The sequence below is a fragment of the Sphaerisporangium sp. NBC_01403 genome, assembly GCF_045040145.1.
GTDB classification, from domain to species: Bacteria; Actinomycetota; Actinomycetes; order Streptosporangiales; family Streptosporangiaceae; genus Sphaerisporangium; species Sphaerisporangium viridialbum.
The window spans coordinates 8,607,006-8,628,939 of record NZ_CP109534.1 but is presented as its reverse complement, the minus strand read 5'-3'; the positions used below and the strand labels follow the sequence as shown (position 1 = coordinate 8,628,939).

The following is a 21,934-nucleotide window of genomic DNA, read 5'->3' as shown; positions in this document are numbered from 1 at the left end:
CCCGGTTCATCCGGATCAACCCGGCGCCACCGGGCGAGTCGCCCCGCCCAGTGTCCCTCCGGACCAAACCTATTGCAGCATCAGCGCATATCGTGGTTCGGTGCACCCCGATTCACCGATCTCCGCCACCTTGGTCGCATGGGGCAACGCCTGGCTTGCCGGACATGTCGGCCTGGACGAGGCCGTCGACCGGCTGGAGCGCGCGGCGGGACCACAGGTCGTCTCGAGTGAGGTGACCGACACCCCCTTGCGCCGGTTCCTCGCCGACCTGCGCGTCGAGGGCCTTAGCGCCCTGCGCCTGGCTCTTCCCGCCGCGGGCGACCCGCTCGGCCTGACCGGCCCTCCCCCGTTCAACATGGCCGCCGTGGACGCCGGGCAGGCGGCCACGGCCGTGCTCCCCGGCAGGTCCCTGGGCCTGGTCCCCTCCCTCGACCGTCGCGGCTCGTCCTACTCCGGAGTCCGCTGGACCTCGATGGAGGCGGGCACGGCCGCGCCGGACCTCCCCGGCCTCACCGACGCCGAGCACGCGCTCACCATGGCCATGCGCTCGGCGACCGACGCGCTGCTGTCGGTCGAAGGCCCGGCCAAGGCCCAGCCCTCGATCAGCACCACCGACGACGGCCTCGCCCCGGGATACCCCGCCCGTGCCCACAGGGTGGCCGCCCTCACGGCGCGCCTCGCCTCGGTGCTGCGCGTCGCGGACGAGCGCGGGCTCACCTCCGGGCAGATCGCCGTACGCGACGAGGCCCTGCGCGACCTCGACCGCGCGGTACGCCGCGCCCGCGTGGCCGCCCACCACGCGATCATCGAGGCCCGTCACTCGCCCGACTCGCTGAGGACCCCTCCCGGCGGCTCCCGGCCCCGGCCGGACAACGCTCATCCGCGCGGCGCGTAGCCGTGACGCACGGCGTACAGGGCGGCCTGCGTGCGGTCCTGTACGCCGAGCTTCATCAGCACGTTCGAGACGTGGGTCTTGACGGTCTTCTCGGCCACCACGAGCTCCCTGGCGATCTCGCGGTTCGACCGTCCTGATGCGATCAGCGCGAGTACCTCGCGCTCGCGCTCGGTCAGCACGGCGATGGGCGCGTGCTCGGCCGGGGCCTCCGTGCCGGCCGGCACGTCCAGCCCGGTCAGCATGGCCTCCGCCGCCTCGGGCGCCAGCAGCACCTGGCCGCCGCGCACCGCGCGGATGGCCTGCACGAGCGCCGCCGGGTCCACGTCCTTGTAGAGGAAGCCCGACGCCCCCGAGCGCATGGCGGGGGCCACGTCGCCCCTGTCGCTCACCGAGGTCAGCACGATCACCCGTACGTCGAGGCCGCGCTCGGACAGCTCGCGCAGGGCGCCCAGGCCGTCCAGCACGGGCATCTTGAGGTCGAGCAGCAGCACGTCGGGGGCCAGCGACGCGACCAGGGCGACGGCCTCGGCCCCGTCCGCGGCCTCGCCCACGATCTCGAGGTCGTCCTGCAGGTCGAGGAAGGTGCGCAGGCCCTGGCGCACGACGGGGTGGTCGTCCGCGATGAGAACACGGATCACGCGGGCACCTCCAGCCGGACGACCGTCCCCGCGCCCTGCTCCGAGGACACCAGCAGCGAGCCGCCGGCCGCCTCGGCCCGATCTCTCATCGACACGAGCCCGAGGCCGCGGAAGGCGGGCGTCTCGACCTCGAAACCGTCTCCGTCGTCCCTGACCTCCAGCGTGAGGCGCGATCCCTCGGCCTGGAGGCACACCTCTATCGACGACGCGTTCGCGTGCCTGAGCGCGTTGTGCAGGGCCTCCTGGGCCACCCGCAGCACGGCCACCTCCGTCGCGGGGGGCAGGTCGCCGGACGGTGCGGACGCGAAGGTGATCGTCACGGGATACAGGCGGTCGAGCAGGGTGACGTGCTTGCGCAGTGTCTCGGCCAGCCCGTGCCGGTCGAGCTCGGCGGGGCGCAGCTCGACGATCACCGCCCTCAGCTCGGCCAGCGCCTCTCCCGCCAGCCGCTGGACGCGCTCGATCTCGGCCATCGCCCGCTGCGGGTCCGAGGTGACCAGCGAGGCGGTCGCCTGGGCCGTGAGCCGCAGCGAGAAGAGCTTCTGGGTCACGGCGTCGTGCAGCTCGCGCGCCATGCGGGTGCGCTCCTCGACGATCGTCAGCTCGCGGCTCCGCTCGTACAGCCGGGCGTTGGTCAGGGCGATCGCCGCGTGCGCCGCGAAGAGGGTGAGCAGATCCTGGTCCTCCTGGGTGAATCCGCCGGGCGTGCGCTTGTTGGACAGGAAGATGATGCCGAGGATCTGGTCGGCGTCCCGGATCGGCACCCCGATGAAATCCTTGAGCACCGGGTGCGCTGCCGGCCACCACTCGAAGCGCGGGTCCTCACGGATGTCCGGCAGGCGCACCGGAGCCGCCTCCTGGAGCATCGCGGCCAGCATGCCGTGCTGGCGAGGGAGCGGGCCGATGGCGTCCCACTGCTTGTCGCTGACGCCGTCCGCGACGAACTCCGCGAACGAGCCGTCGTCGTCGGGCACGCCGAGCGCGGCGTAGCGGGCGGCGAGCAGCGTGCGCGCCGAGCGCACGATCACCTGGAGCACCTCGCGCACCGAGAGGTGCCGGGTGACGGCGAGCACCGCGGAGCTGACCGCGTGCAGCACGGCGTCGCGCTCGATGTCGCGCCCGGTGTCATGCTCTGTGGCCGGTTCGGTCGTCACGACCACACTGTAGGCGCGGCGGCCACCTGGGGCGGCTCGGCCGATGGTCCTAGGTCCGTACCACCGCGCCGCCTAGGTCTATGAGCCCGGGCGGGAGGGACCGGAGGCCCGATGTCCCGCGGGCGCCCCGCTCCTAGCGTCGTGGCCATGGCTGAAGACATCCGACCCACCCCAGACACTCGGCCGGTGACGGGCACCCCGTCCCCGGCGGGCACTCCCGCGCGGTCCCGGCCCACGGCCCTGGTCACCGGGGCCTCGCGCGGTCTCGGACTCGCCCTGGCCCGCGCCCTCGCCACAGACGGCTGGCGGCTGGTCGTCACGGCGCGCGGCGCCGCCGACCTCGCGGAGGCCGCGCGGGAGACCGGCGCGACGGCACTGGCCGGCGACGTCGCCGACCCGGCGCACCGCGAGCGCCTGGCACAGGCCGTACACGAGCTGGGCGGCCTGGACCTGCTGGTGAACAACGCCGGTTCGCTCGGAGCCGTGCCGCTGCCCCCGCTGGCGGCCTACCCCCTGGACACGCTCTCCGAAGCCCTCGCGGCCAACGTGCTCGCGCCTCTCGGGTTGATCCAGGCGACGCTGCGCGGGCTGCGCGAGCACAGGGGCGCCGTGATCAACATCTCCTCCGACGCCGCCGTGGAGGCGTACGAGGGCTGGGGCGGCTACGGCCTGACCAAGGCCGCGCTCGACCAGCTCTCCCACGTGCTGGCCGTCGAGGAGCCCGACCTCGCCGTCTGGTGGGTGGACCCCGGGGAGATGCGCACGCGCATGCTGGCGGACGCCATCGGCGAGCGGGACGCGGCGAGCGCGGCCGATCCGGATACCGTGGCCCAGTTCCTGGTCGACCTGGTCAAGAGGCGGCCCGAGAGCGGCCGGGTGACCCGGTGATCGCCTTCGACCTGCCGAGGGTCCGCGAGGCGCACGAGCCGCCGGAGGCGCGCGGACTGGCGCGCGACGCCGTACGCCTCATGGTGACCGGCACCGACGCGGGCTCAGTCACCCACCACACCTTCACCGACCTGCCCGACCTGCTGCGTCCCGGTGACGTGCTCGTGGTCAACGACTCGGCGACCCTGCCCGCGGCCGTGCCGCTGGACCGGCTCGCCGTGCACTTCTCCACCGAGCGCCAGGACGGCTCGTGGCTGGTGGAGCTGCGGCGCCGCTCAGGGTCCGCCACAGGGCCGTACGCGGGAGGGGAGCCCGGGGAGTGGCTGCCGCTCCCCGGAGGCGCCACGCTGCGCCTGCTGGAGCGCGAGACGCCGAGACTCTGGCGGGCGACCGTCGACCGGGACGTCCCGAGCTACCTGAGGGAGTACGGGCTGCCCATCCGGTACTCCTACGTGGAGCGCGACTGGCCGCTGTCGGCCTACCAGACCGTCTTCGGCGTGCGGCCGGGCAGCGCCGAGATGCCGAGCGCCGGGCGGCCGTTCAGCCACGAACTGGTCACCGCCCTCGTCAGCAGGGGCATCGTGGTCGCACCGATCACCCTGCACACCGGCGTCGCCTCGCCGGAGAAGGACGAACCGCCCTACCCCGAGCGCTTCGCGGTGTCACCGCAGACGGCGCGCCTGGTCAACCAGGCCGAGGGCCGGGTCATCGCCGTGGGCACGACGGTCGTGCGGGCTCTGGAGACGGCCGTGCTGTCCGGCACGGGAGAGGTGCGCGCGGCCGAGGGCTGGACCTCGCACATCGTCACGCCCGCCGTGGGCGTCCATGCGGTGGACGGGCTGATCACCGGACTGCACGAGCCCCGTTCCAGCCATCTCATGATGCTGTCGGCCATCGCGGGCGAGGAGCTTTTGTCCAGGTCGTACGAGGAAGCGCTCCGCGAAGAGTACTTGTGGCATGAATTCGGTGACCTTCACATGATCACACCGCATCAAATCCGCATAAAGTGATGCACAAGGACGTTCCAAGTCGATAGCTCGATGCTGGATCGCGTCCATTCGAGCCACTTCTACGGGAGATCACCCATGCGTCGGCACCTCTCCGCACTTGCCGCACTCACCCTCGCCGGGTCCCTGGCGGGCGCCTCGCTCGCCATTCCCGCGTCGGCGGACACCGCAGCGGCCACCACCGCGGTCACGGCCGCCCCCGCGAGCGCCACAAAGGCGGTCGCCGCCCCGCAGTCACCGCTTTACACCCGCGTCGTCTGGAACAAGGCCGTTCGGCGTGGCGGCGTCATCACGTATTCACTGAAGAGCACCAACAAGGGCGAGTGGCCCACGGACCTCGCCGGCGTCTTCGGCCAGCTTCCCAAGGGCGCAAGCAAGGCCCGCGTGGTCGGAAAGGCCTCGTCGACCTACTGCGGGCTCTCGGGCCGCGACCTGTTCTGCGTTTTCGACACGCTCAAGCCGAACCGCTCGACCACCCTCAAGATCCGGGTGTGGCTGAAGAAGAGCACCAAGGGAACGGCCGTCGCCCAGTTCGCCCACTTCTCGGTGGACGTCCCCGAGGGCGTCGACGTCACCAACGAGGAGGAGCTGGACAAGCTCGACCTTCAGAACCAGCTCAACTACCGCGCGTTCAAGACCAAGATCCTCCGCTAACGTTCATGTAGCCCTTTCCTGAGCGGCCACCGCACACGCGGTGGCCGCTCCTTCGTCTGGTTCGGGGAACTTCTCCGGACGCGCGGTCGTTTCACTCGTCTATCCGTCAGGGCGCTTTTTGTAAGCATTTCAGGAACAATGTCCGGATAAAGGCTAATTGAGTGGTCAGGGCGCAGTGGATCATGATAGAAACACTGCGGTTTACCCATGGACTTTCCGGTCCGCACCCCTGGACAAGCCCGTGTTCCCCGCCCGGGAACCACGAGTTCCCGCCTCTGTTCCCTGACCCCCCTGGGAGACGTGCATGCGCCACCCCCTTGGCAAGATCGCGACTACGGTCGTCACCGTCCCGCTCGCGGGCGCTCTGCTGTTCGGCGCCGCCCCCGCCTCCGCCGCCCCGGCCACCAGCGCCGCCGCCAAGACCAGCACGGTCAAGGCCGCCGGCGACCCCTACTCCACCTTCTCGGTCAAGGTGACCGCGACCAAGAAGGTCAAGCGCGGCGGCATGATCACCTACCGGATCAAGGGCCTCAACAAGGGCCCCTGGCAGGCTGACGACTTCTACTTCGGCGGCATCCTGCCGAAGGGCATCAGCGGCACCATCTACTACGACGGCCCGAAGGGCACCAAGTGCGACTTCTTCCCTGACGGCTTCTGGTGCTGGCCGCCCTACGTCCTGGAGAAGGGCGAGGACAGCTGGCTGACCATCTCGTTCAAGCTCAAGAAGAGCGTCAAGGGCACCGTGAAGGCGGACCTCGGCGTGAACAGCTGGGACTGGCCGACCGGTTCTGAGGACCTCAGCAGGGACGAGCTGAAGAGGCTCGGCATCAAGGGCTGGTACTTCACCAAGAAGGTGAAGACCACGGTCGTCGGCTAGCCGTACGATCTCCGAGGCCGCCCGCCGGCGCGCGGGCGGCCTTTTCGCGCCCGGTGCGCCGCGCGGCCGTACGGCGCCGGACGGGGCGGTCAGGCGGCGATGGCGGCGTCGTGCCGCAGGCGGGGGCCGCCGGACACCGTGGCCTGGGCGATCCCGGCGAGGACGCGCCTGGTGGCCTGCCCCTCGGACGCGTATGTGATGACCGGGAACATCGTCACCTCCACGACGAGGCCCCTGGCCGCGATCACCCGGCCGAGGGAGGCCAGCAGGGTGTCGTCACCCACGAACGCGGGGCCGGTCGCGAGATCGCCCTCGCGGTCGCAGAACTTCAGGCCGATCGGCCTGACCGGCGCGCCCGCGTCGATCGCCGCCTGGAACACCGCCGGCCGGAACGGGCCCACTGCCCGCCCGCACCAGGTGGTGCCCTCCGGGAACGCCGCCACCGACTGGCCGCCGCGCAGCGCGTCCGCCACCGCGCGCACGGTCGCGGGAAGCGTCGAGAGACGATCCCGGTCGATGAAGATCGCACCGCCGCCCGCCACCAGGGAACGGATCACGGGCCATGCCGCGATCTCGCTCTTGGCCAGAGGCCGGCACGGCACCGTCGCCGCGATCACCAGGGGGTCCAGCCAGGAGACATGGTTGGCGACCAGGAGGGCGCCACCCGGCCCCTCGGGCGCCGGGGGAAGCGCCTGGTCGCCCACCTGGTGGACCTCCAGGCGAATCCCGAGGACCCGCAGGAACAGCCTGGCCCAGACCATGGCGACCACCGCGCGACGGGCGTCGCCGAACCGATGCGAGACGAGGGCCCAGGGAAGGCCCGCCAGCACCACCAGGACGGCCCCCAGCGTGCGGAGGGCGCGCCGGGCCGGTCCGGCCGCGTCCGCCGGGGCGGCGACGCAGGAGGCGACGGTGCACGGCGCCACGGGCAGCCAGGGGCTCATGCCGTCACCCCGAGGAAGTGCCGCAGGTACCGGGTGTCGATGTTGGCCAGCGAGAGCAGGACGAAGAAGTCCGCCGTGCCGAAGGCCGGGTCGTGCGCGGGAGCGCCACAGATCCACGAGCCGAGCCTCAGGTAGCCGCGCAGCAGCTTCGGCATCACGAACTCACCCGGACGCGGCACACCCTCGCCGGACCAGGGGTTGCGCGGCGTCACGCGGTACTCCTCGGGCCCGAGGGGGATCCTGTCCAGTACGCCCGCGGCCGTCGCCCCGCCGTCGTCCAGCGGGATCGAGCAGCATCCCCCTAGCCAGGTGTAGCCCTCGCTGATCATGTAGCGGGCGATGCCGGCCCACATCAGCCCGACGACCGCCCCACCGCGATGGTCGGGGTGCACGCACGTACGCCCCACCTCGACCATGCCCCCGCGGATGCCCGCCAGCGCGGACAGGTCGAACTCGCTGTCGGAGTAGAGCCGGTCGGCCCGGCCCGGCGCCAGCATCCGATAGGTCCCGACCACCGTGTCGCCGGAGCGCACCAGCAAGTGGTCGCAGTAGGTGTCGAACCGGTCGACGTCCAGCCCGGAGATCGGGGAGTCCAGCTGGGCCCCCATCTCCTCGGCGAAGACCTCGTAGCGGAGCCGCTGGGCCGCCCGCATGTCGGCGGCGGTCCTGGCGAGTCCCACGGTGTAGCGGCCGCGCGCGTCGGCGAGGACTCGATCGTCGAGACGGGCACGGGGGCCGGGGCCGGGGTCCGTGAAAGCACCGGCGGAGTCCGTGAAGGCACCGGCGTTGTCCGTGAGGGCACCGGCGCCGCTTCCGCCGTGGACGGGATGGGCAAAAGCCTGGGTCATGGCATGCCTCCTCATGTGGCACACCCATGAAGACATGGGCAGATGGCCATCTCCCGTCCGTATGGTGAACCGCTTGCACGCTCACTCTGAGCGGTCGGTAGCGTTGTCCGCGATGAAGCAGCGCACGCTTTTGATCACGCTGACCGGCCCCGACCGGCCTGGAGTGACATCCAGGTTGTTCACCGTGCTGGCCTCCTTTCCCGTCAACGTCGCCGATGTCGAGCAGGTCGTCATCCGCGGCCGGTTGATCCTCGGCGTACTCGTCTCGTACGCCGGCGGGCCCCCGACCGGCACAGGCGGCACGCTCGGCGCCATGTGGGCCGCCGTGGAGCGCGTCGCGGAGGACCTCGGCATGGAGGTCGAGCTCACCACGGGCACCGACCTCAAGGAGAAGCGCCGCCGGGGGCGCCTCCACGTGACCGTCCTCGGCAACCCCCTGCAACCGGCCGCCATGGCCGGCATCGCGGGCCGCATCGCCGCGGCGGGGGCCAACATCGACCGCATCGAACGGCTGGCGCACCTGCCGGTCACGTGCATCGAGCTGGCGATCTCCGGGGCCGACTCCGCCGCCCTGCGCGCCGAGCTCACCGCCGAGGCCGTCCTCCAGCAGGTCGACGTCGCGGTGCAGCGCTCGGGCCTCCACCGCAGGGCCAAGCGGCTGATCGTGATGGACGTCGACTCCACGCTCATCCAGGCCGAGGTGATCGAGCTGCTGGCCCGCCACGCGGGCTGCATGGACGAGGTGGAGAAGATCACCACGTCGGCCATGCGCGGCGAGCTGGACTTCGCGGCGTCCCTGCGCGAGCGGGTCGCGCTGCTCGAAGGGCTCCCTGAGAGCGTCTTCGACCTCGTCCGCAAGGAGGTCGTGCTCACCCCGGGCGCCCGCACCCTGGTGCGCACCCTGAAGCGGCTCGACTACCGCTTCGCCATCGTCAGCGGCGGCTTCACCCAGATCACCGACTCGCTGGTCTCCGAGCTCGGCATCGACTACTCCGCCGCCAACACCCTTGAGGTCGTGGACGGCAAGCTCACCGGCCGCGTAACCGGGGAGATCGTCGACCGTCCCGGCAAGGCGCGCGCCCTTGAGCGGTTCGCCAAGCAGGCGGGCATCCCCATCAGCCAGACCGTGGCGATCGGCGACGGCGCGAACGACCTCGACATGATCGCCGCCGCGGGGCTGGGCGTCGCCTTCAACGCCAAGCCGGTGCTGCGCCAGGCCGCCGACGCGGCGGTGAACGTGCCGTACCTGGACGCGATCCTTTACCTGCTCGGCATCTCGCGCGAGGAGGTAGAGGCCGCCGACGCCGAGGACGGCCTGCCGCCGCAGACCTCGCCTACGCTGGGTGGTCCTTCGGGTTCCAGCGGCTGACCAGGCGCCCGTCGCCCGGGCCGAGGTCCGCCCAGGCTCCCGTCTCCAGCACGGCGAAGGCACCGGGCGGGAAACCCTCGTCGTCGTGCGAGAGGGTGAGGTTCAAGATCAGCTCGTGCACGCCGGGGTTGTGCCCGACCAGCAGGAGCGTCGACACCTCGTCGTCGGTGCGGCCGATGAGCTCCAGCAGCTCGTCGGGATAGGCCTCGTAGATCTCGCTTTCCAGGTGCACCGGGGCGTCCGGGGCGAGACCCGCAAGGGCCAGCTCCGCGGTCTGCCGGGTCCTCGTGGACGGCGAGCACAGCACCAGATCGGGCGACAGGCCCATCTGCCGCAAAGTCTCCCCCGCCCGCCCGGCATCCCGCTCGCCGCGATCGGTCAGGGGACGTTCCCTGTCGGCGAGCCCGGGCACGTGGGCGGCCTTGGCATGTCGGAGGACGATGAGCGTGTTCACTCCCCCAACTATCCCATTACACGCGTACGGCTACCGCCCTGATCGGGCGGTAGCCGTACGTTCTTGACCTACCAGGCGCCCTGTCGCCGGCGCCAGGGTGAGGTCAGCTCGACACCTTCTCGGTCTCGACCTTCTCGCTCTCGTCGCCGTTGGCCGGGGCGATGCTGTTCGAGCGCCGCTTGGAGACGACGATGGCACCGACGACGATCACGACCGCGACCACCGTGACGCCGATGCGCAGCACAGCGTTGTCGGCGTAGGTCACGACGGCGGGGGCGATGAGCAGGGCCACGAGGTTCATGACCTTGATCAGCGGGTTGATCGCCGGGCCCGCGGTGTCCTTGAACGGGTCTCCGACGGTGTCACCGATGATCGTGGCCTCGTGCGCGGGCGAACCCTTGCCTCCGTGGTGGCCGTCCTCGACGAGCTTCTTGGCGTTGTCCCAGGCGCCACCGGAGTTGGCCAGGAACACCGCCATCAGCGTGCCGCAGGCGATCGCGCCCGCGAGGTAGGCGCCGAGCGGCGCGTACCCGAGGGCGAAGCCGACGGCGATCGGCGTCATCACGGCGAGCAGGCCGGGCGTGGCCAGCTCGCGCAGCGAGTCGCGGGTGCAGATGTCGACCACGCGGCCGTAGTCGGGCAGCTCGGTGCCGGCCATGATGCCCGGCTTGGTGCGGAACTGCTCGCGCACCTCGAACACGACCCGCCCGGCCGCACGGCCCACGGCGCTGATGGCGAGCCCGGAGAACAGGAACACCACCGCGGCGCCGATGATCAGGCCGACGAGCACGTTCGGCGAGTCGACGCTGAGGCTGAAGGAGCTGAACGAGCCCAGCGCCTCCTTGACCCCGGCGCTCGCCTTGGCCAGTTCGAGCTCGACCGCCGTGCGGAACGACCCGAACAGCGCGGTCGCGGCGAGCACGGCCGTCGCGATCGCGATGCCCTTGGTGATCGCCTTGGTGGTGTTGCCCACCGCGTCGAGGGAGGTGAGGATGCGGGCACCCTCGCCCTCGACGTCGCCGGACATCTCGGCGATGCCCTGGGCGTTGTCGGAGACCGGGCCGAAGGTGTCCATGGACACGATCACGCCGACGGTGGTGAGCAGGCCCGTACCGGCCAGGGCGACCGCGAACAGCGCCACGGTCACATTGCCGAAGCCCAGCAGGAACGCCCCGTACACCGCACCACCGATGAGCAGCGCGGAGTAGACGGCCGACTCCAGGCCGACGGCGATGCCGGACAGGATGACGGTGGCCGGACCGGTCAGCGAGCTCTCGCCGATGTCCTTGACCGGGCGGCGGTTCGTCTCGGTGAAGTAGCCGGTGAGCACCTGGATCGCGCTCGCCAGCACCAGGCCGATCAGCACCGCGCCGATCGCGATCAGGCGCGGGTCGGAGTTGAGCCCGGCGATGCTGGGGCTGACGTCGGTCAGCTGGGAGAAGGAGCTCGGCAGGTAGGCGAACGCCGCCACCGCGACCAGGACGGCCGAGATCGCCGCTGAGATGAAGAAGCCGCGGTTGATCGCCGCCATGCCGTTGCGGTCGCCGCTCCGGGGAGCGGTGGCGAAGATGCCGATGATCGCGGTGAGCACACCGATCATGGGAACGATCAGCGGGAACACCAGGCCCTCGGTGCCGAAGGCGGCCTTGCCCAGGATGAGGCTCGCGACCAGCATGACCGCGTAGGACTCGAACAGGTCGGCCGCCATGCCGGCGCAGTCGCCGACGTTGTCGCCCACGTTGTCGGCGATGGTGGCGGCGTTGCGCGGGTCGTCCTCGGGGATGCCCTGCTCGACCTTGCCGACCAGGTCGGCGCCCACGTCGGCGGCCTTGGTGAAGATGCCGCCGCCGACTCGCATGAACATCGCGAGCAGCGCCGCGCCGAAGCCGAAGCCCTCAAGAACGCTCGGGGCGTCGCCCTTGTAGACGAACACCACGATCGCGGCGCCCAGCAGGCCGAGCCCGACGGTGAACATGCCGGCCACGCCGCCGGTGCGGAAGGCGATGCGCATCGCGACCTTCTCACCGGCGTCACGGGCGGCGGCGGCGACGCGGACGTTGCCGCGCACGGCCAGCCACATGCCCATGAACCCGGTCAACGCGGAGAACACCGCGCCGACCACGAAGAACACCGAGCGGCCGATGGCCACGCCGGTCGTCTCCGCGGGCAGCAGGAAGAGCAGGAACGGGATGATAACTACAAAGATCGCAAGCGTCCGGAACTGCCGCGTGAGATACGCGGCGGCGCCTTCCTGTACGGCTCGCGAGATGTTCTGCATTCGCTCGGTGCCTTGACCGGCAGCGAGCACCTCTCTAACGAGACCACCGGCGACGGCGAGCGCGAGCAGCGCCACCGCGGCCACCACGATCACGATCGTGAGATGGGAACCACTAAGGGATACCGCTGCGGCGTCGTCAGCGGCGAGATAGAGCCTAGACATCCGTCCTCCTCGGCCAGACGGGTAGGTCCAAGCCCGAACCGCGCTGCGAAGTCAGTCGGGGGGCGGCGCGCATCCGAGCTGGATTGGCAGTGCCGCTTCCGGTAACGTCCGCAGACCTTCCCGCAGGGCGACGTCGATCTGCGGGGACAAAACCTTGGCCGGTGCGGGGAGTCTACGCAGGCACGCGCGAGATATGAAGCCTCTTCAGCAAGCCAATTAGGGACTGGTCCAGTAAGCCGCGCGGCTTTGCCCAGTAACAACGCGGTTTTCCCTGCCCAGGCGGCGGCGACGTCCGCATTACGGACAGCGCTTTATTGCCAAATTATTAGCGCCCATATACCTGCGGACATGCCGAAACCCAGCACCGAAGCGACGTGCGGTCGCCTCGAACTTGGGAATGGACGTTTCCACCTGCGTGCGAGCCGGTCGCGCGGGAAGATCACCGCGCAGGCTGAACCCGATCGGGGTGCTGGAGGGGACCGGGTGGCGGAAGGAAGGCACCCGACCTGGCTCGGGAGTAGTCCGAGCTGGTCGGGCGGGCATCCGGCCGCTTCAGGCGGTCACCGCGGGTGGCCCTTCAGGCGGCCACTGCGGATGATCGCCGCAGGCGGCCACTTCAAGCGCGTGCCCAAGAGGCCGCCACAGGCGGCTAGTCCTGGAAGACGCTTCAAGCGGTGGCGAAGCCGGTGGTGGCCGCGGGCCAGCTCATCCTGATCCGCAACCCTTTCGCGCTCGGATACACCTCGACGTCATCGGCCAGCGCGGCGATGACGGCGATGCCGAACCCGGACATCAGCGTGTCGGCGGGGAGCAGGCTGGCCAACGCGGTGCCGTTGACGGCGGTTGGCGGGCCATCTTCCTCGTCCTTGTACGCCTGTTCCAGGTCGTCACTAGGTGCCGAGTCGGTGACCGTGACCTCGAAGCGTCCCGACTCGTCGCACAACTCGATGCGGATCGGCTCGCCGGGGCAGTGAACGCGATGTGCCTCCACTGCCCGCGAGCAGGCCTCACCCACAGCGAGCCGCACTTCGTCCAGCAACGCCTCCGCGACCCCAGTGCGGCGGGCGATGGCCGTAGCGACCAGCCGCGCCGTGCGCACGTGAGCCGGAAGTGCGCTGAACGTCAGCTCAACGGTGGCCATGACTACTTGTCTCGGCCGTGAGCTTCCTTGGCCTCTTCGACCGAGGCGTAAATCCCGAAGACCTTGGTGAGACCGGTGATCCGGAAGATCTTCAGGATGCGCTCCTGCGTACAGACGAGCTCCAGGGAGCCGTCGTGCGCACGAACGCGCTTGAGCCCGCCGACCAGGACGCCAAGTCCAGTGGAATCCAGGAAGTCCACCTTCTCCATGTTCACGAGGAGGTGGAAGTTACCCTTGTTGACCAGGTCGATCAGCAGCTCACGCAGCCTCGGCGCGGTATAGACGTCGATCTCACCCTCGACTTCCACGATGGTGAGTCGGTCTTCAGTGTGGTGGTCCAACTTCAGATCCACAGATCCTCCAGCGCCTTGCCTGCTGAGTCCACGACGAGGGGTCTGACATGCTGGGACCCCAAGTCCCAGCGCGCAATACCCTGACGCGCGGCATTCAACCACGCCCCGCCTTCGTGTCTATACGAAATCACGACTCCGGGCGACTCTCCCCCAAGATGCCAAACTGGAAACCAGTGACTCCGACTACCTCACCCTCACGGCGAGCAGGCCCGATACTCTCGCGCCTGCTCGCGGCACCCGCGCGCCGGGAACGTGTCACCCATATAGAGCACGTTCCCGCACGTCAGGCGGGCGAAGCGCGCTGGCCGGCCTGGGTCGACGAGCTTCTTGTAAGCCGTCTGCGAAATCAGGGCGTGGACGGACTCTGGGAGCACCAGGCGACCGCCACCGAGCTGGTTCACCGTGGCCAAAACGTGATCATTGCCACAGGCACCGCCTCGGGAAAATCACTGGCCTACCTGGTGCCGGCCGTCTCGGAGATACTCTCCGGGGGTTCCGTCCTCTACCTCACGCCGACCAAGGCGCTCGCCGCCGACCAGTTGCGGGCGCTGAGAGATCTCAAGCTCGCGCAGCTCCGGGCCGCGACCTACGACGGGGACACCCCGCCCGAGGAACGCCAGTGGGTGCGCCGGCACGCCAACTACGTGCTGACCAACCCCGACATGCTCCACCGGTCGATGCTGCCCCACCACTCGGCGTGGTCGTCGTTCTGGCGGCGGCTGAAGGTGGTGGTCGTGGACGAGTGCCACGGATACCGGGGCGTGTTCGGCTCGCACGTGGCCCAGATCGTGCGCCGCCTGCGCCGGATCTGCGCGAAATACGGCTCCGATCCGGTGTTCGTCCTCGTGTCGGCTACGGTCAGCGACCCCGCGGCTGCGGCGATGCGCCTGACGGGCCTTGAGATGGCCGAGGTGACCACGGATGCCTCTCCCCGGGGTTCCACTACGTTCGCGCTGTGGGAGCCGCCTCTGACGGACCTGCGGGGCGAGGGCGGCGCCCCGGTCAGGCGCACCGTGACGGCCGAGACCGCCGACCTGCTGTCCGATCTGGTGATCGACGACGTGAGGACCCTCGCCTTCGTACGGTCCCGCCGCGCCGCCGAGTCGGTCTCGCTGATCGCCCGGGGCAACCTGGAGGAGATCTCGCCCGAGCTCCCGGCCCGGGTGGCGGCCTACCGTGCCGGGTACCTCGCCGAGGACAGACGCGTGCTGGAGAAGGCGCTGCGATCGGGCTCGATCATGGGCCTGGCGACGACCAACGCCCTGGAGCTCGGCATCGACGTCTCCGGGCTGGACGCCGTGCTCATCGCCGGGTGGCCGGGCACGCGGGCCTCGCTGTGGCAGCAGGCCGGGCGCGCCGGCCGCGACGGCCAGGACGCCCTGGCGGTGCTGATCGCCCGCGACGACCCCCTGGACACCTACCTCGTCCACCATCCGGAGGCCCTTTTCGGCCAGCCCGTTGAGGCGATCGTGCTCGATCCGGACAATCCGTACGTCCTCGGGCCTCACCTGTGCGCGGCCGCGGCCGAGATCCCCCTGACCGAGGCCGACCTGGCCGTGTTCGGCCCGTCGGCGGAAGAGGTGCTCGACGACCTCGTAGGGCGCGGCATGCTGCGGCGACGCCCGCAGGGATGGTTCTGGACCCGCCGGGAGCGCGCCGCGAACCTGGCCGACATCAGGGGCTCGGGCGGAGCGCCCGTCCAGGTCGTGGAGTCCTCGACGGGGCGGCTGCTCGGCACCGTCGACGAGCCGTCGGCCCACACCGCAGTGCACACCGGCGCCGTCCATCTCCACATGGGGGACACCTATCTGGTGGAACTGTTGGATCTGGACGCCGGTGTCGCGCTGGTCTCGGCCGCGGAGCCCGACTACTCCACCTTCGCCAGGGACGTCACCGAGATCTCGGTGCTGGAGTCCCTGCGGTCGCACCCCTTCGGGCCGGGCGAGCTGCACTTCGGCACCGTGGAGGTGACCCGGCAGGTCGTCTCCTTCCTGAAACGCCGCGTCCAGACCGGGGAGGTGCTCGGCGACGAGCCCCTCGACCTGCCGCCTCGCACCCTGCGCACGCGGGCCGTGTGGTGGACGCTGCCCGACGATGCCCTGGCCCCCCTCCTCGCCGAGGGCCTGGACCTCGGCGGCGCGGCCCACGCGGCTGAGCACGCCTCCATCGGCCTGCTCCCGCTGTTCGCCACCTGCGACCGCTGGGACATCGGCGGCGTGTCCACCGAACTGCACCTCGACACCGGGCTTCTCACGGTCTTCGTCTACGACGGGCACGAGGGCGGAGCCGGGTTCGCCGAACGCGGCTACGCACGCGCCCTCGACTGGCTCACCGCCACGCGCGAGGCCATCGCCTCCTGCGAGTGCGACCGAGGCTGCCCCTCCTGCATCCAGTCCCCCAAATGCGGCAACGGCAACGAACCGCTCGACAAACAAGGCGCCCTCCGCCTCCTGGCCACCCTCCTCCCCGCCACCAAGAAAGCACGTCAATGATCTTCAGCCAATCCCGACCACTCGCTGAAGCTGTAGCACCGGCCACAGCGTCTGTAGTGCCGTGCCGCCCCGCGCACCCAGGTGAACAAGGTCAGCGGGGCCCCGCCCGGGACTCGGCGACGGCAGAGCGTTCGCCCAGCCCGGGAAGGACCAAGCGGACGGCGACCCGCACGTCCACGACTCCGGCTCGGACTACGCATCGTCTGATCGAAGCCTGGTTCGCCTCCGCAAGCTCGCGAGCTCGCCGACATGCCTTTTCGGGAGCGGCAAGCGCTTGAACCGCAGCCGCCAGAGCACTCAGATCAGCGGCTGACTGGGCGCGATGGTGCGCCGTGCGGGCCGCCCCGACGAGCAAGAACGCCGCCGCCAGGAACCAGATCAGCACCATCACCCCGAGAACCCACACGCTAGCCGCACCGCGGTCCCCAGTCATGAGCTTGTTTCACAGTCCATCTAAGGGTCCCCCCACGACGAACGAGTCGGCGTTTCCCCAGGAAGAGACCGTGCGCTCCCCTCTCTGAGAAAGTCCGCCCCGACTCCGGAAACGCCCGTTCCTCCGGAAACGCCCGCTCCAAGTTCGGGAACGCCCGCTCCTTCGGGAACGCGCGCTCCGAGTTCGGGAACGCCCGCTCCGAGTTCGGTCGCGGAGCTCGCTGAGGCTCCCACCGGGACCGCCGGCATTGCGATCAACCAGCTCGGACGGACTGACGCCGAGATGGTCACCCTGCTCAACTCGGCATCGCGCGTCACCGAGACGGTGGCACCTGCCGGTGCGGCCTCACCCGCCGCGTGCCTCACCGCTTCGAGGGGCTCCCCTCTTGCGGCGGCTCTGGCCCCCGCCCGGGCGGCGTCAACACATTCCAGTTGGGCCGTCACCGCCGCGATCGCCCACAGAGCCGCTCCCAGCACCAGTACGAGCGACGGAAGCGCCACCGCCATCTCAGCCGTGGCGGAACCCCGATCAGCTCCCAAGAGACCATGACGCCTGGCCCAAACGGCGAGCGCTCCCCGTGCTACGAAGCTCCAATGGCTCGATAGAGGCGGGCCATAGGCCGAGGCACCTGACCGGAACCTCCAATAGATCACGATGCACCTCCTCCAACATGAGTGCCGCAGTGCGACCCGGCCCGCTCGGCAAGACCGGGTCAATCCTTCAGACCCAACCCCTTTGGCCGGGTTATGGAGCGAGCAGTAGATGGAGCCGGACGGCGGCAGAGCGGGCCTTTCCTGCTCTGCCGCCGAACTGCTTCAGCTGGTGGTTGGACAAGGCCGAGAACCCGTTCCCCCGTTCCGCTGGTCAGGTTGCGGGTCGGCTTCTCATCCGGCGAGTTTCAGGGCTCGGCTGATGATGTCGGACAGCATCTTCCGTACCTCCGGACTGCTCACGATCTTGAACAGCAGTCCCGCGAACGCGCAGGCGGCGATGGTGCCCACCGCGTACTCGGCGGTGGACATACCCGCCTCCGAGCGCGTGCGCGCCACCATGGCCAGCCTGCGTGCCGAGGCCCGGGCAGAGTCGAGCCGCTTTCGCAGACGCTGCTCGACCACAAAGCCCTTCCTGATCAGCGCCGCTCCCAGCGTTCGCCGACCGCACTCCCGGATCCACCTGCGCATCGGACCTCCCCTTGAGTCGTCATCGCGGCCGTGTGGATGACCCGCACCGGCCCCAACAGGTGAGATCAGGGTGGCTCACAGGAGGTACGCGATCCGGGGCCGAGCCCGATTCTGTGGACGGATACCCGCCATCCTCCGAATCTGTGGAAAACAGCCCCTGGTTCTGTGGACAACTTCCGCCACACCTGTGGATAAGGCTCCTCAGGGTGGTGGACAAAGGATCTCGGTCCTGGGTATGGAGTCCGGGTCCTGCGAAGAGACGAGAGTCCTCGGTCCTCTACTCGACAAGGATTCCTCGGTCCTGTGCCCGGAGAAGGATCCCCGGTCCTGTGCCCCAGGGATGGTGTGCCGCACAAGGGGGAAGGCGCCGGCCTCCGGTAGCTCAGTTGCCGAAGACCTGGGCGGCGAGACCGGCGACGACCGGGATGATCCCGAGAAACACGAAGGCGGGGAGGAAACACAGTCCAAGCGGGGCGACCGCCTGGACTCCCACGCGGCGCGCGGCGGCGGAGGAGGCGGCCCGGGCCTCATGACGGGCGTCATCAGCGAGCCTGGTCAGCACGTCGGCGACGGGCGCACCGCTGAGAGAGGCACGGGTCATGCCTCTGGCCAGGGCGGCGAGGGGGCGGTCATGCTCCAGTGCCGACCAGGCGGCCTCAGGCAGCGCCCCCAGCCGCAGTTGACCGTTCACCCACGCCAGACGCTCGCCCAGGGGACCACCCATCGCCCGCGCCGCTGCCTCAACCGCCCCGCTGACGGGTTGACCCGCCCGCAGACAGGCCACCATGAGGTCGATCGCGAACGGGAGATCAGCGGTGACGCGTGCCCGCCTCCGGCGTACCTCACCTGGTTCCCTGCGGCGGGCGAACACCGCCCAGACCACGCCGAGTCCGGCGCCTCCGAGCAGGCCCGGTAGCCCACCGACGAAGAGAAGACCTCCCAGCGCCGCGAGGACCACGGAGACAGCGCCTCGCAGCGCATGCCAACTCGGCTCTCCTTGCGCCGGACCTATCCGCTCCTCTCGTGTCGAGCCGTCCGTTCTCAGTCGGAGGAGACGCTCGGTGGGATCCCAGGGCGTCAGCCACAACCACGTCGAGAGTGCAGCAAGCCCCGCAGCGAGCAGGATGCCCATAGGTCAGTCCGATCGTTAAGAAGTTCTCCGTCAGCGGCCGGCCCGGGGCAAGGCATCACGAGCCCTGTCCCGCCGTGGTCGCCGAACCAGGAAATGGCTAACCCGTCGAGCCTGGGTCGACGGCCTCAGGACCGGCCAACCCGTCCCGCCAAGATCAACCGATCACGGACAACGAACCCGTACCGCCGCGGCCAACGGGTCCGGGCAACGGCCAGCCCCCGAGCCACAGCCTCGCGATCAAGAAACTGCCAACCCATCCCGCCAAGGTCGACCGGTCACAGATGGCGAACCCGTAGCGCCGCGGCCGACGGATCCAGGCAACGGCCAGCCCCCGAGCCACAGCCTCGCGATCAGGGAACGGCCGGACCATCCCGCCAAGGTCGACGGGGCAGGGATGGCCGGCCCATAGCGCCTTGGTCGGCGGATTGAAGGAATTCACGAGCCACGGCCTCTGGATCAGGAAACTGCCAGCCCATCCCGCCAGGGTGGAGGGGATCCGGGAACGGCCGGCCCGTCGTGCCATGGCCGACGGGACAGGGGACCGCCAGCCAGTCGAGCTTTGGCCGGTGGTCATGGGCCTGTTCGCTGGGCGTGGGCTACCAGTCGGTTGGTCCACCACACGCCCGTCAGGTCCAAGAGCACGCCTGCGCTGAGGCAGGCGAAGCCCGCCAGGCCACCGAACAAGAAGGAGAGCGGTCGCAGGCCCAGTCCCGCCGCCAGAAGCAACCCGAGCACGGGGAGAACCGCCAGCAGCCGGGCTGTGGAACGAGGACCGGCAAGCTGCGCCGCCACCTCGGAGCGATGAGCCTCCGCTTCCCTGAGGGAAACGCCGACACGCTCGACCAGCGCGGCCAAGCCTCCCCCCACGGTGAGGCTGACGCGCCAGCAGGCGGCGAGCCGCACAAGCCCTTCCCCTCCATGGTCGGGAGCCGCCCGTTCCAGGGCCGTGGCGACGTCTCCGCCGTCGCGCGCGATGGCGATGACCGGACGAAGGACGCCGGGGTCGGGAGGTTCGAGGCAGGATGCCGCCCGAGCCAGGGCTTCGCCAGGCGTGCGGCCGGTGGCGAGCTCGGCGACGAGGCTCTGGCACAACTCGATCGACGCAATGCGCCAGGCTGCCGCCTCACGCGCCCGGCTTGGCCTACGCGCCAGCCGCAGCAAACGAGCCGCGAACCTCCACCGCGTCTCTCCATCGCGAGAACGGATCAGAGACAGCAGCCGGGCCGTCTCCGGATCAGGCCCCGTCCACAGCAGTGCGGCCGCCGCGGCCAGGAGCACAGCCACCACCAACACGTGAACCCCCTTCCAGATCAGATCGGTACGAGCCAACGACGACGGCCACGCAAGCCGCCAACCCCACCGCTGAACCATCCCTAAGCACCGCGAGCGAACGACCCGCTCCTAACAGCCCCGGGACGCGGGCCGGGGGAAACAGTGCGGTGCTCACCGGACTGCTCATCGCACTCTCCTTCGCCCGCGAGGGGACGTGGCCCGCCGGGAGCGGCAGGACGCAAGCCGCACCACCTCTCTCGCTACCGCGACCACCAAGCCATGCCAGCGTGACGAGCACGCGATCGACGCATCGCAACTCAGCACAGACCCAGCCCCTCGACCGCCAGCGCCGAGCCATAGCCGGCGTGGCCGACACGCGACCACCGCCCCTCACGACCCCGGGCAGGCCGCATACGCCTCGGCCGCTACGGCCACCGCTGAGCCGCGCCTAGTGCGGGCGAGGTGGCGAACACGGTGGGGCGGCGGAAGCCTGGGGCGGCCCGCATCGGCTCTAGCGGGCGCGGTGAGCGGTGTGGTGAGGGGACTTAGGGCGTTAGGTAGGGGGTGTGGGGGGCTCGGGAGAGGAGGGCGGGGAGGGCGGGGCCGGGGTGGGGGGCGCCCGTTGGGGGGAAGGTGAGGGCCGACACGACGCGGACCAGCCCGGACGGCTCGCGCTCCATGAGGCAGATCTCGGCGACCCGGCGCCGCCCCCCTCGGGGCTCACGGACCACGTGGATCACCGCATCGAGCGCCGCCGCGATCTGGCTGTGGACCGCCTCCCTGGTCAGCCCCGCGGCGCAGGCGAGGGCCTCCAGCCGGGCGGGCACGTCGGCGGGGTTGTTCGCGTGCAGGGTGCCGCAACCGCCGTCATGGCCGGTGTTCAACGCGGCCAGGAGATCGACGACCTCGGCTCCCCGCACCTCTCCCACGACCAAGCGGTCAGGCCGCATGCGGAGCGCCTGCCGGACCAGGTCTCGCAGACCGACCCCGCCGGCGCCTTCGAGGTTGGACGGTCTGGTCTCCAGGCGGACGACGTGGGGATGAAGTGGGCGAAGCTCCGAGGAATCCTCCACGAGAAGCAACCGCTCGCCCGGATCGGCCAGTGACAGCAGCCCGGACAACAGCGTCGTCTTTCCCGTGCCAGTGCCGCCCGTCACCAGGAAGGCCAGCCGAGCGGCCATGATGGCGCGAACCGCGGCGGCGGCCTGACCGGGAACCAACTCCTCCAGCGTGAACGACCTGCGCGGTGGAAGCCTGAGAGACAGACACGTGCCCTCGGGGGCGACGGGCGGCAGGACCGCGTGAAGCCGCACGCCACCGGACAACCGCGCGTCGACATACGGGCAGGCGTCGTCCAAGCGTCGTCCCGCCGCCGCGGCCAGCCGCTGGGCGAGTCGCCGTACCTCGTCGTCACCGGAGAAGACCACCGAGGTGCGCCGCAGGCCGTGGCCGTCGTCGATCCACACTTCGCGGGGACCGTTGACCAGCACATCGGTGACCTCGGGCTCGGCGAGCAACGGCTCAAGAGGCCCCGCACCGATCAGGTCGGCACGCAGGGCACGGGCGACCGCGAGGATCTCGGCGTCACCGAGGACCGCCCGCTCCGCGCGGAGGGCGGCGGCGACCTGGGAAGCCGAGGGATCGGCTCCCGTACGGGCGAGGCGCACCCTGACGGCCTCGACGAGCTCGGGTGACACCATGCCGCGGCTCATCCGAACTCCAGCGTACGGAGGAAGTCAGCGCGGAAACGCCTCAGAGGGGT

The 21,934-nt window shown here is 70.3% G+C and carries 21 protein-coding genes; 7 read left to right on the top strand and 14 right to left on the bottom strand.

Annotated elements, in window-relative coordinates:
- Nucleotides 1-100: 100 nt before the first annotated feature.
- Complete coding sequence (locus OG589_RS38830) at nt 101-895, top strand: hypothetical protein (protein WP_405143545.1); 795 nt, start codon at nt 101-103, stop codon at nt 893-895.
- Here OG589_RS38830 and OG589_RS38825 read toward each other — a convergent pair.
- Both OG589_RS38825 and OG589_RS38820 read right to left on the bottom strand, forming a co-directional pair.
- A complete protein-coding gene (locus OG589_RS38825) occupies nt 877-1,533 on the bottom strand; it encodes a response regulator (protein WP_405143544.1) in 657 nt (218 codons plus the stop codon). The genes OG589_RS38830 and OG589_RS38825 overlap by 19 nt on opposite strands.
- Nucleotides 1,530-2,687 carry a GAF domain-containing protein gene (locus OG589_RS38820; RefSeq protein WP_405143542.1) on the bottom strand — a complete coding sequence of 386 codons (1,158 nt, stop codon included), beginning with the start codon at nt 2,685-2,687 and terminating at the stop codon, nt 1,530-1,532. The genes OG589_RS38825 and OG589_RS38820 overlap by 4 nt, the downstream gene beginning before the upstream one ends.
- A gap of 186 nt (nt 2,688-2,873) precedes the next feature.
- Between OG589_RS38820 and OG589_RS38815 the strand changes: the two genes are divergently transcribed.
- The 4 genes from OG589_RS38815 to OG589_RS38800 all read left to right on the top strand — a co-directional run bounded on the left by OG589_RS38815 (nt 2,874) and on the right by OG589_RS38800 (nt 6,113).
- Nucleotides 2,874-3,575 carry an SDR family NAD(P)-dependent oxidoreductase gene (locus tag OG589_RS38815; RefSeq protein ID WP_405143541.1) on the top strand — a complete coding sequence of 234 codons (702 nt, stop codon included), beginning with the start codon at nt 2,874-2,876 and terminating at the stop codon, nt 3,573-3,575.
- Nucleotides 3,572-4,585: an S-adenosylmethionine:tRNA ribosyltransferase-isomerase gene (locus tag OG589_RS38810; protein WP_405143539.1), complete on the top strand. Its 1,014-nt coding sequence runs from the start codon at nt 3,572-3,574 to the stop codon at nt 4,583-4,585. The genes OG589_RS38815 and OG589_RS38810 overlap by 4 nt, the downstream gene beginning before the upstream one ends.
- Nucleotides 4,586-4,660: 75 nt before the next feature.
- Nucleotides 4,661-5,236: a hypothetical protein gene (locus OG589_RS38805; RefSeq protein ID WP_405143538.1), complete on the top strand. Its 576-nt coding sequence runs from the start codon at nt 4,661-4,663 to the stop codon at nt 5,234-5,236.
- Nucleotides 5,237-5,540: 304 nt separating this feature from the next.
- The gene (locus tag OG589_RS38800) at nt 5,541-6,113 is read left to right on the top strand and encodes a hypothetical protein (protein ID WP_405143536.1); all 573 of its coding nucleotides are present in this window, start codon (nt 5,541-5,543) and stop codon (nt 6,111-6,113) included.
- A gap of 89 nt (nt 6,114-6,202) precedes the next feature.
- On the opposite strand, the gene OG589_RS38795 is transcribed toward OG589_RS38800, so the two are convergent.
- Both OG589_RS38795 and OG589_RS38790 read right to left on the bottom strand, forming a co-directional pair.
- A complete protein-coding gene (locus OG589_RS38795) occupies nt 6,203-7,057 on the bottom strand; it encodes a lysophospholipid acyltransferase family protein (RefSeq protein ID WP_405143535.1) in 855 nt (284 codons plus the stop codon).
- Complete coding sequence (locus OG589_RS38790; RefSeq protein ID WP_405143534.1) at nt 7,054-7,905, bottom strand: GNAT family N-acetyltransferase; 852 nt, start codon at nt 7,903-7,905, stop codon at nt 7,054-7,056. Before OG589_RS38790 ends, OG589_RS38795 begins: the two co-directional genes overlap by 4 nt.
- A 112-nt stretch (nt 7,906-8,017) precedes the next feature.
- On the opposite strand from OG589_RS38790, the gene serB reads away from it, so the two are divergent.
- On the top strand, nt 8,018-9,274 hold the full coding sequence (gene serB, locus OG589_RS38785) for a phosphoserine phosphatase SerB (protein ID WP_405143532.1): 1,257 nt from the start codon (nt 8,018-8,020) through the stop codon (nt 9,272-9,274).
- Here the strand turns inward: serB and OG589_RS38780 are convergent.
- From OG589_RS38780 to OG589_RS38765, 4 genes are all read right to left on the bottom strand, one after another.
- Nucleotides 9,240-9,728, bottom strand: coding sequence for a SixA phosphatase family protein (locus OG589_RS38780; RefSeq protein WP_405143531.1), 489 nt, complete (start codon nt 9,726-9,728; stop codon nt 9,240-9,242). The two genes, serB and OG589_RS38780, sit on opposite strands and share 35 nt — an antisense overlap.
- A 103-nt stretch (nt 9,729-9,831) precedes the next feature.
- Nucleotides 9,832-12,168: a sodium-translocating pyrophosphatase gene (locus OG589_RS38775; protein ID WP_405143530.1), complete on the bottom strand. Its 2,337-nt coding sequence runs from the start codon at nt 12,166-12,168 to the stop codon at nt 9,832-9,834.
- Between the two features lie 667 nt (nt 12,169-12,835).
- Nucleotides 12,836-13,309 (bottom strand): ATP-binding protein, encoded by a 474-nt coding sequence (locus OG589_RS38770; protein WP_405143528.1) that lies wholly within the window; start codon nt 13,307-13,309, stop codon nt 12,836-12,838.
- A 2-nt stretch (nt 13,310-13,311) separates the two neighbouring features.
- The gene (locus OG589_RS38765; protein WP_114029683.1) at nt 13,312-13,662 is read right to left on the bottom strand and encodes an STAS domain-containing protein; all 351 of its coding nucleotides are present in this window, start codon (nt 13,660-13,662) and stop codon (nt 13,312-13,314) included.
- Between the two features lie 155 nt (nt 13,663-13,817).
- On the opposite strand from OG589_RS38765, the gene OG589_RS38760 reads away from it, so the two are divergent.
- Nucleotides 13,818-16,154: a DEAD/DEAH box helicase gene (locus tag OG589_RS38760; protein WP_405143525.1), complete on the top strand. Its 2,337-nt coding sequence runs from the start codon at nt 13,818-13,820 to the stop codon at nt 16,152-16,154.
- A 91-nt stretch (nt 16,155-16,245) separates the two neighbouring features.
- On the opposite strand, the gene OG589_RS38755 is transcribed toward OG589_RS38760, so the two are convergent.
- The 6 genes from OG589_RS38755 to OG589_RS38730 form a co-directional block, all read right to left on the bottom strand.
- Nucleotides 16,246-16,587, bottom strand: coding sequence for an Rv3654c family TadE-like protein (locus tag OG589_RS38755; protein WP_405143523.1), 342 nt, complete (start codon nt 16,585-16,587; stop codon nt 16,246-16,248).
- A 20-nt stretch (nt 16,588-16,607) separates the two neighbouring features.
- Nucleotides 16,608-17,240: a TadE family type IV pilus minor pilin gene (locus OG589_RS38750; protein ID WP_405143521.1), complete on the bottom strand. Its 633-nt coding sequence runs from the start codon at nt 17,238-17,240 to the stop codon at nt 16,608-16,610.
- Nucleotides 17,241-17,471: 231 nt separating this feature from the next.
- Nucleotides 17,472-17,768, bottom strand: coding sequence for a DUF4244 domain-containing protein (locus OG589_RS38745; protein WP_405143520.1), 297 nt, complete (start codon nt 17,766-17,768; stop codon nt 17,472-17,474).
- Between the two features lie 382 nt (nt 17,769-18,150).
- Complete coding sequence (locus OG589_RS38740; RefSeq protein WP_405143519.1) at nt 18,151-18,726, bottom strand: type II secretion system F family protein; 576 nt, start codon at nt 18,724-18,726, stop codon at nt 18,151-18,153.
- A 744-nt stretch (nt 18,727-19,470) separates the two neighbouring features.
- Nucleotides 19,471-20,193 carry a type II secretion system F family protein gene (locus tag OG589_RS38735; RefSeq protein WP_405143517.1) on the bottom strand — a complete coding sequence of 241 codons (723 nt, stop codon included), beginning with the start codon at nt 20,191-20,193 and terminating at the stop codon, nt 19,471-19,473.
- Between the two features lie 524 nt (nt 20,194-20,717).
- The gene (locus OG589_RS38730; protein ID WP_405143515.1) at nt 20,718-21,884 is read right to left on the bottom strand and encodes a TadA family conjugal transfer-associated ATPase; all 1,167 of its coding nucleotides are present in this window, start codon (nt 21,882-21,884) and stop codon (nt 20,718-20,720) included.
- Nucleotides 21,885-21,934: the final 50 nt, after the last annotated feature.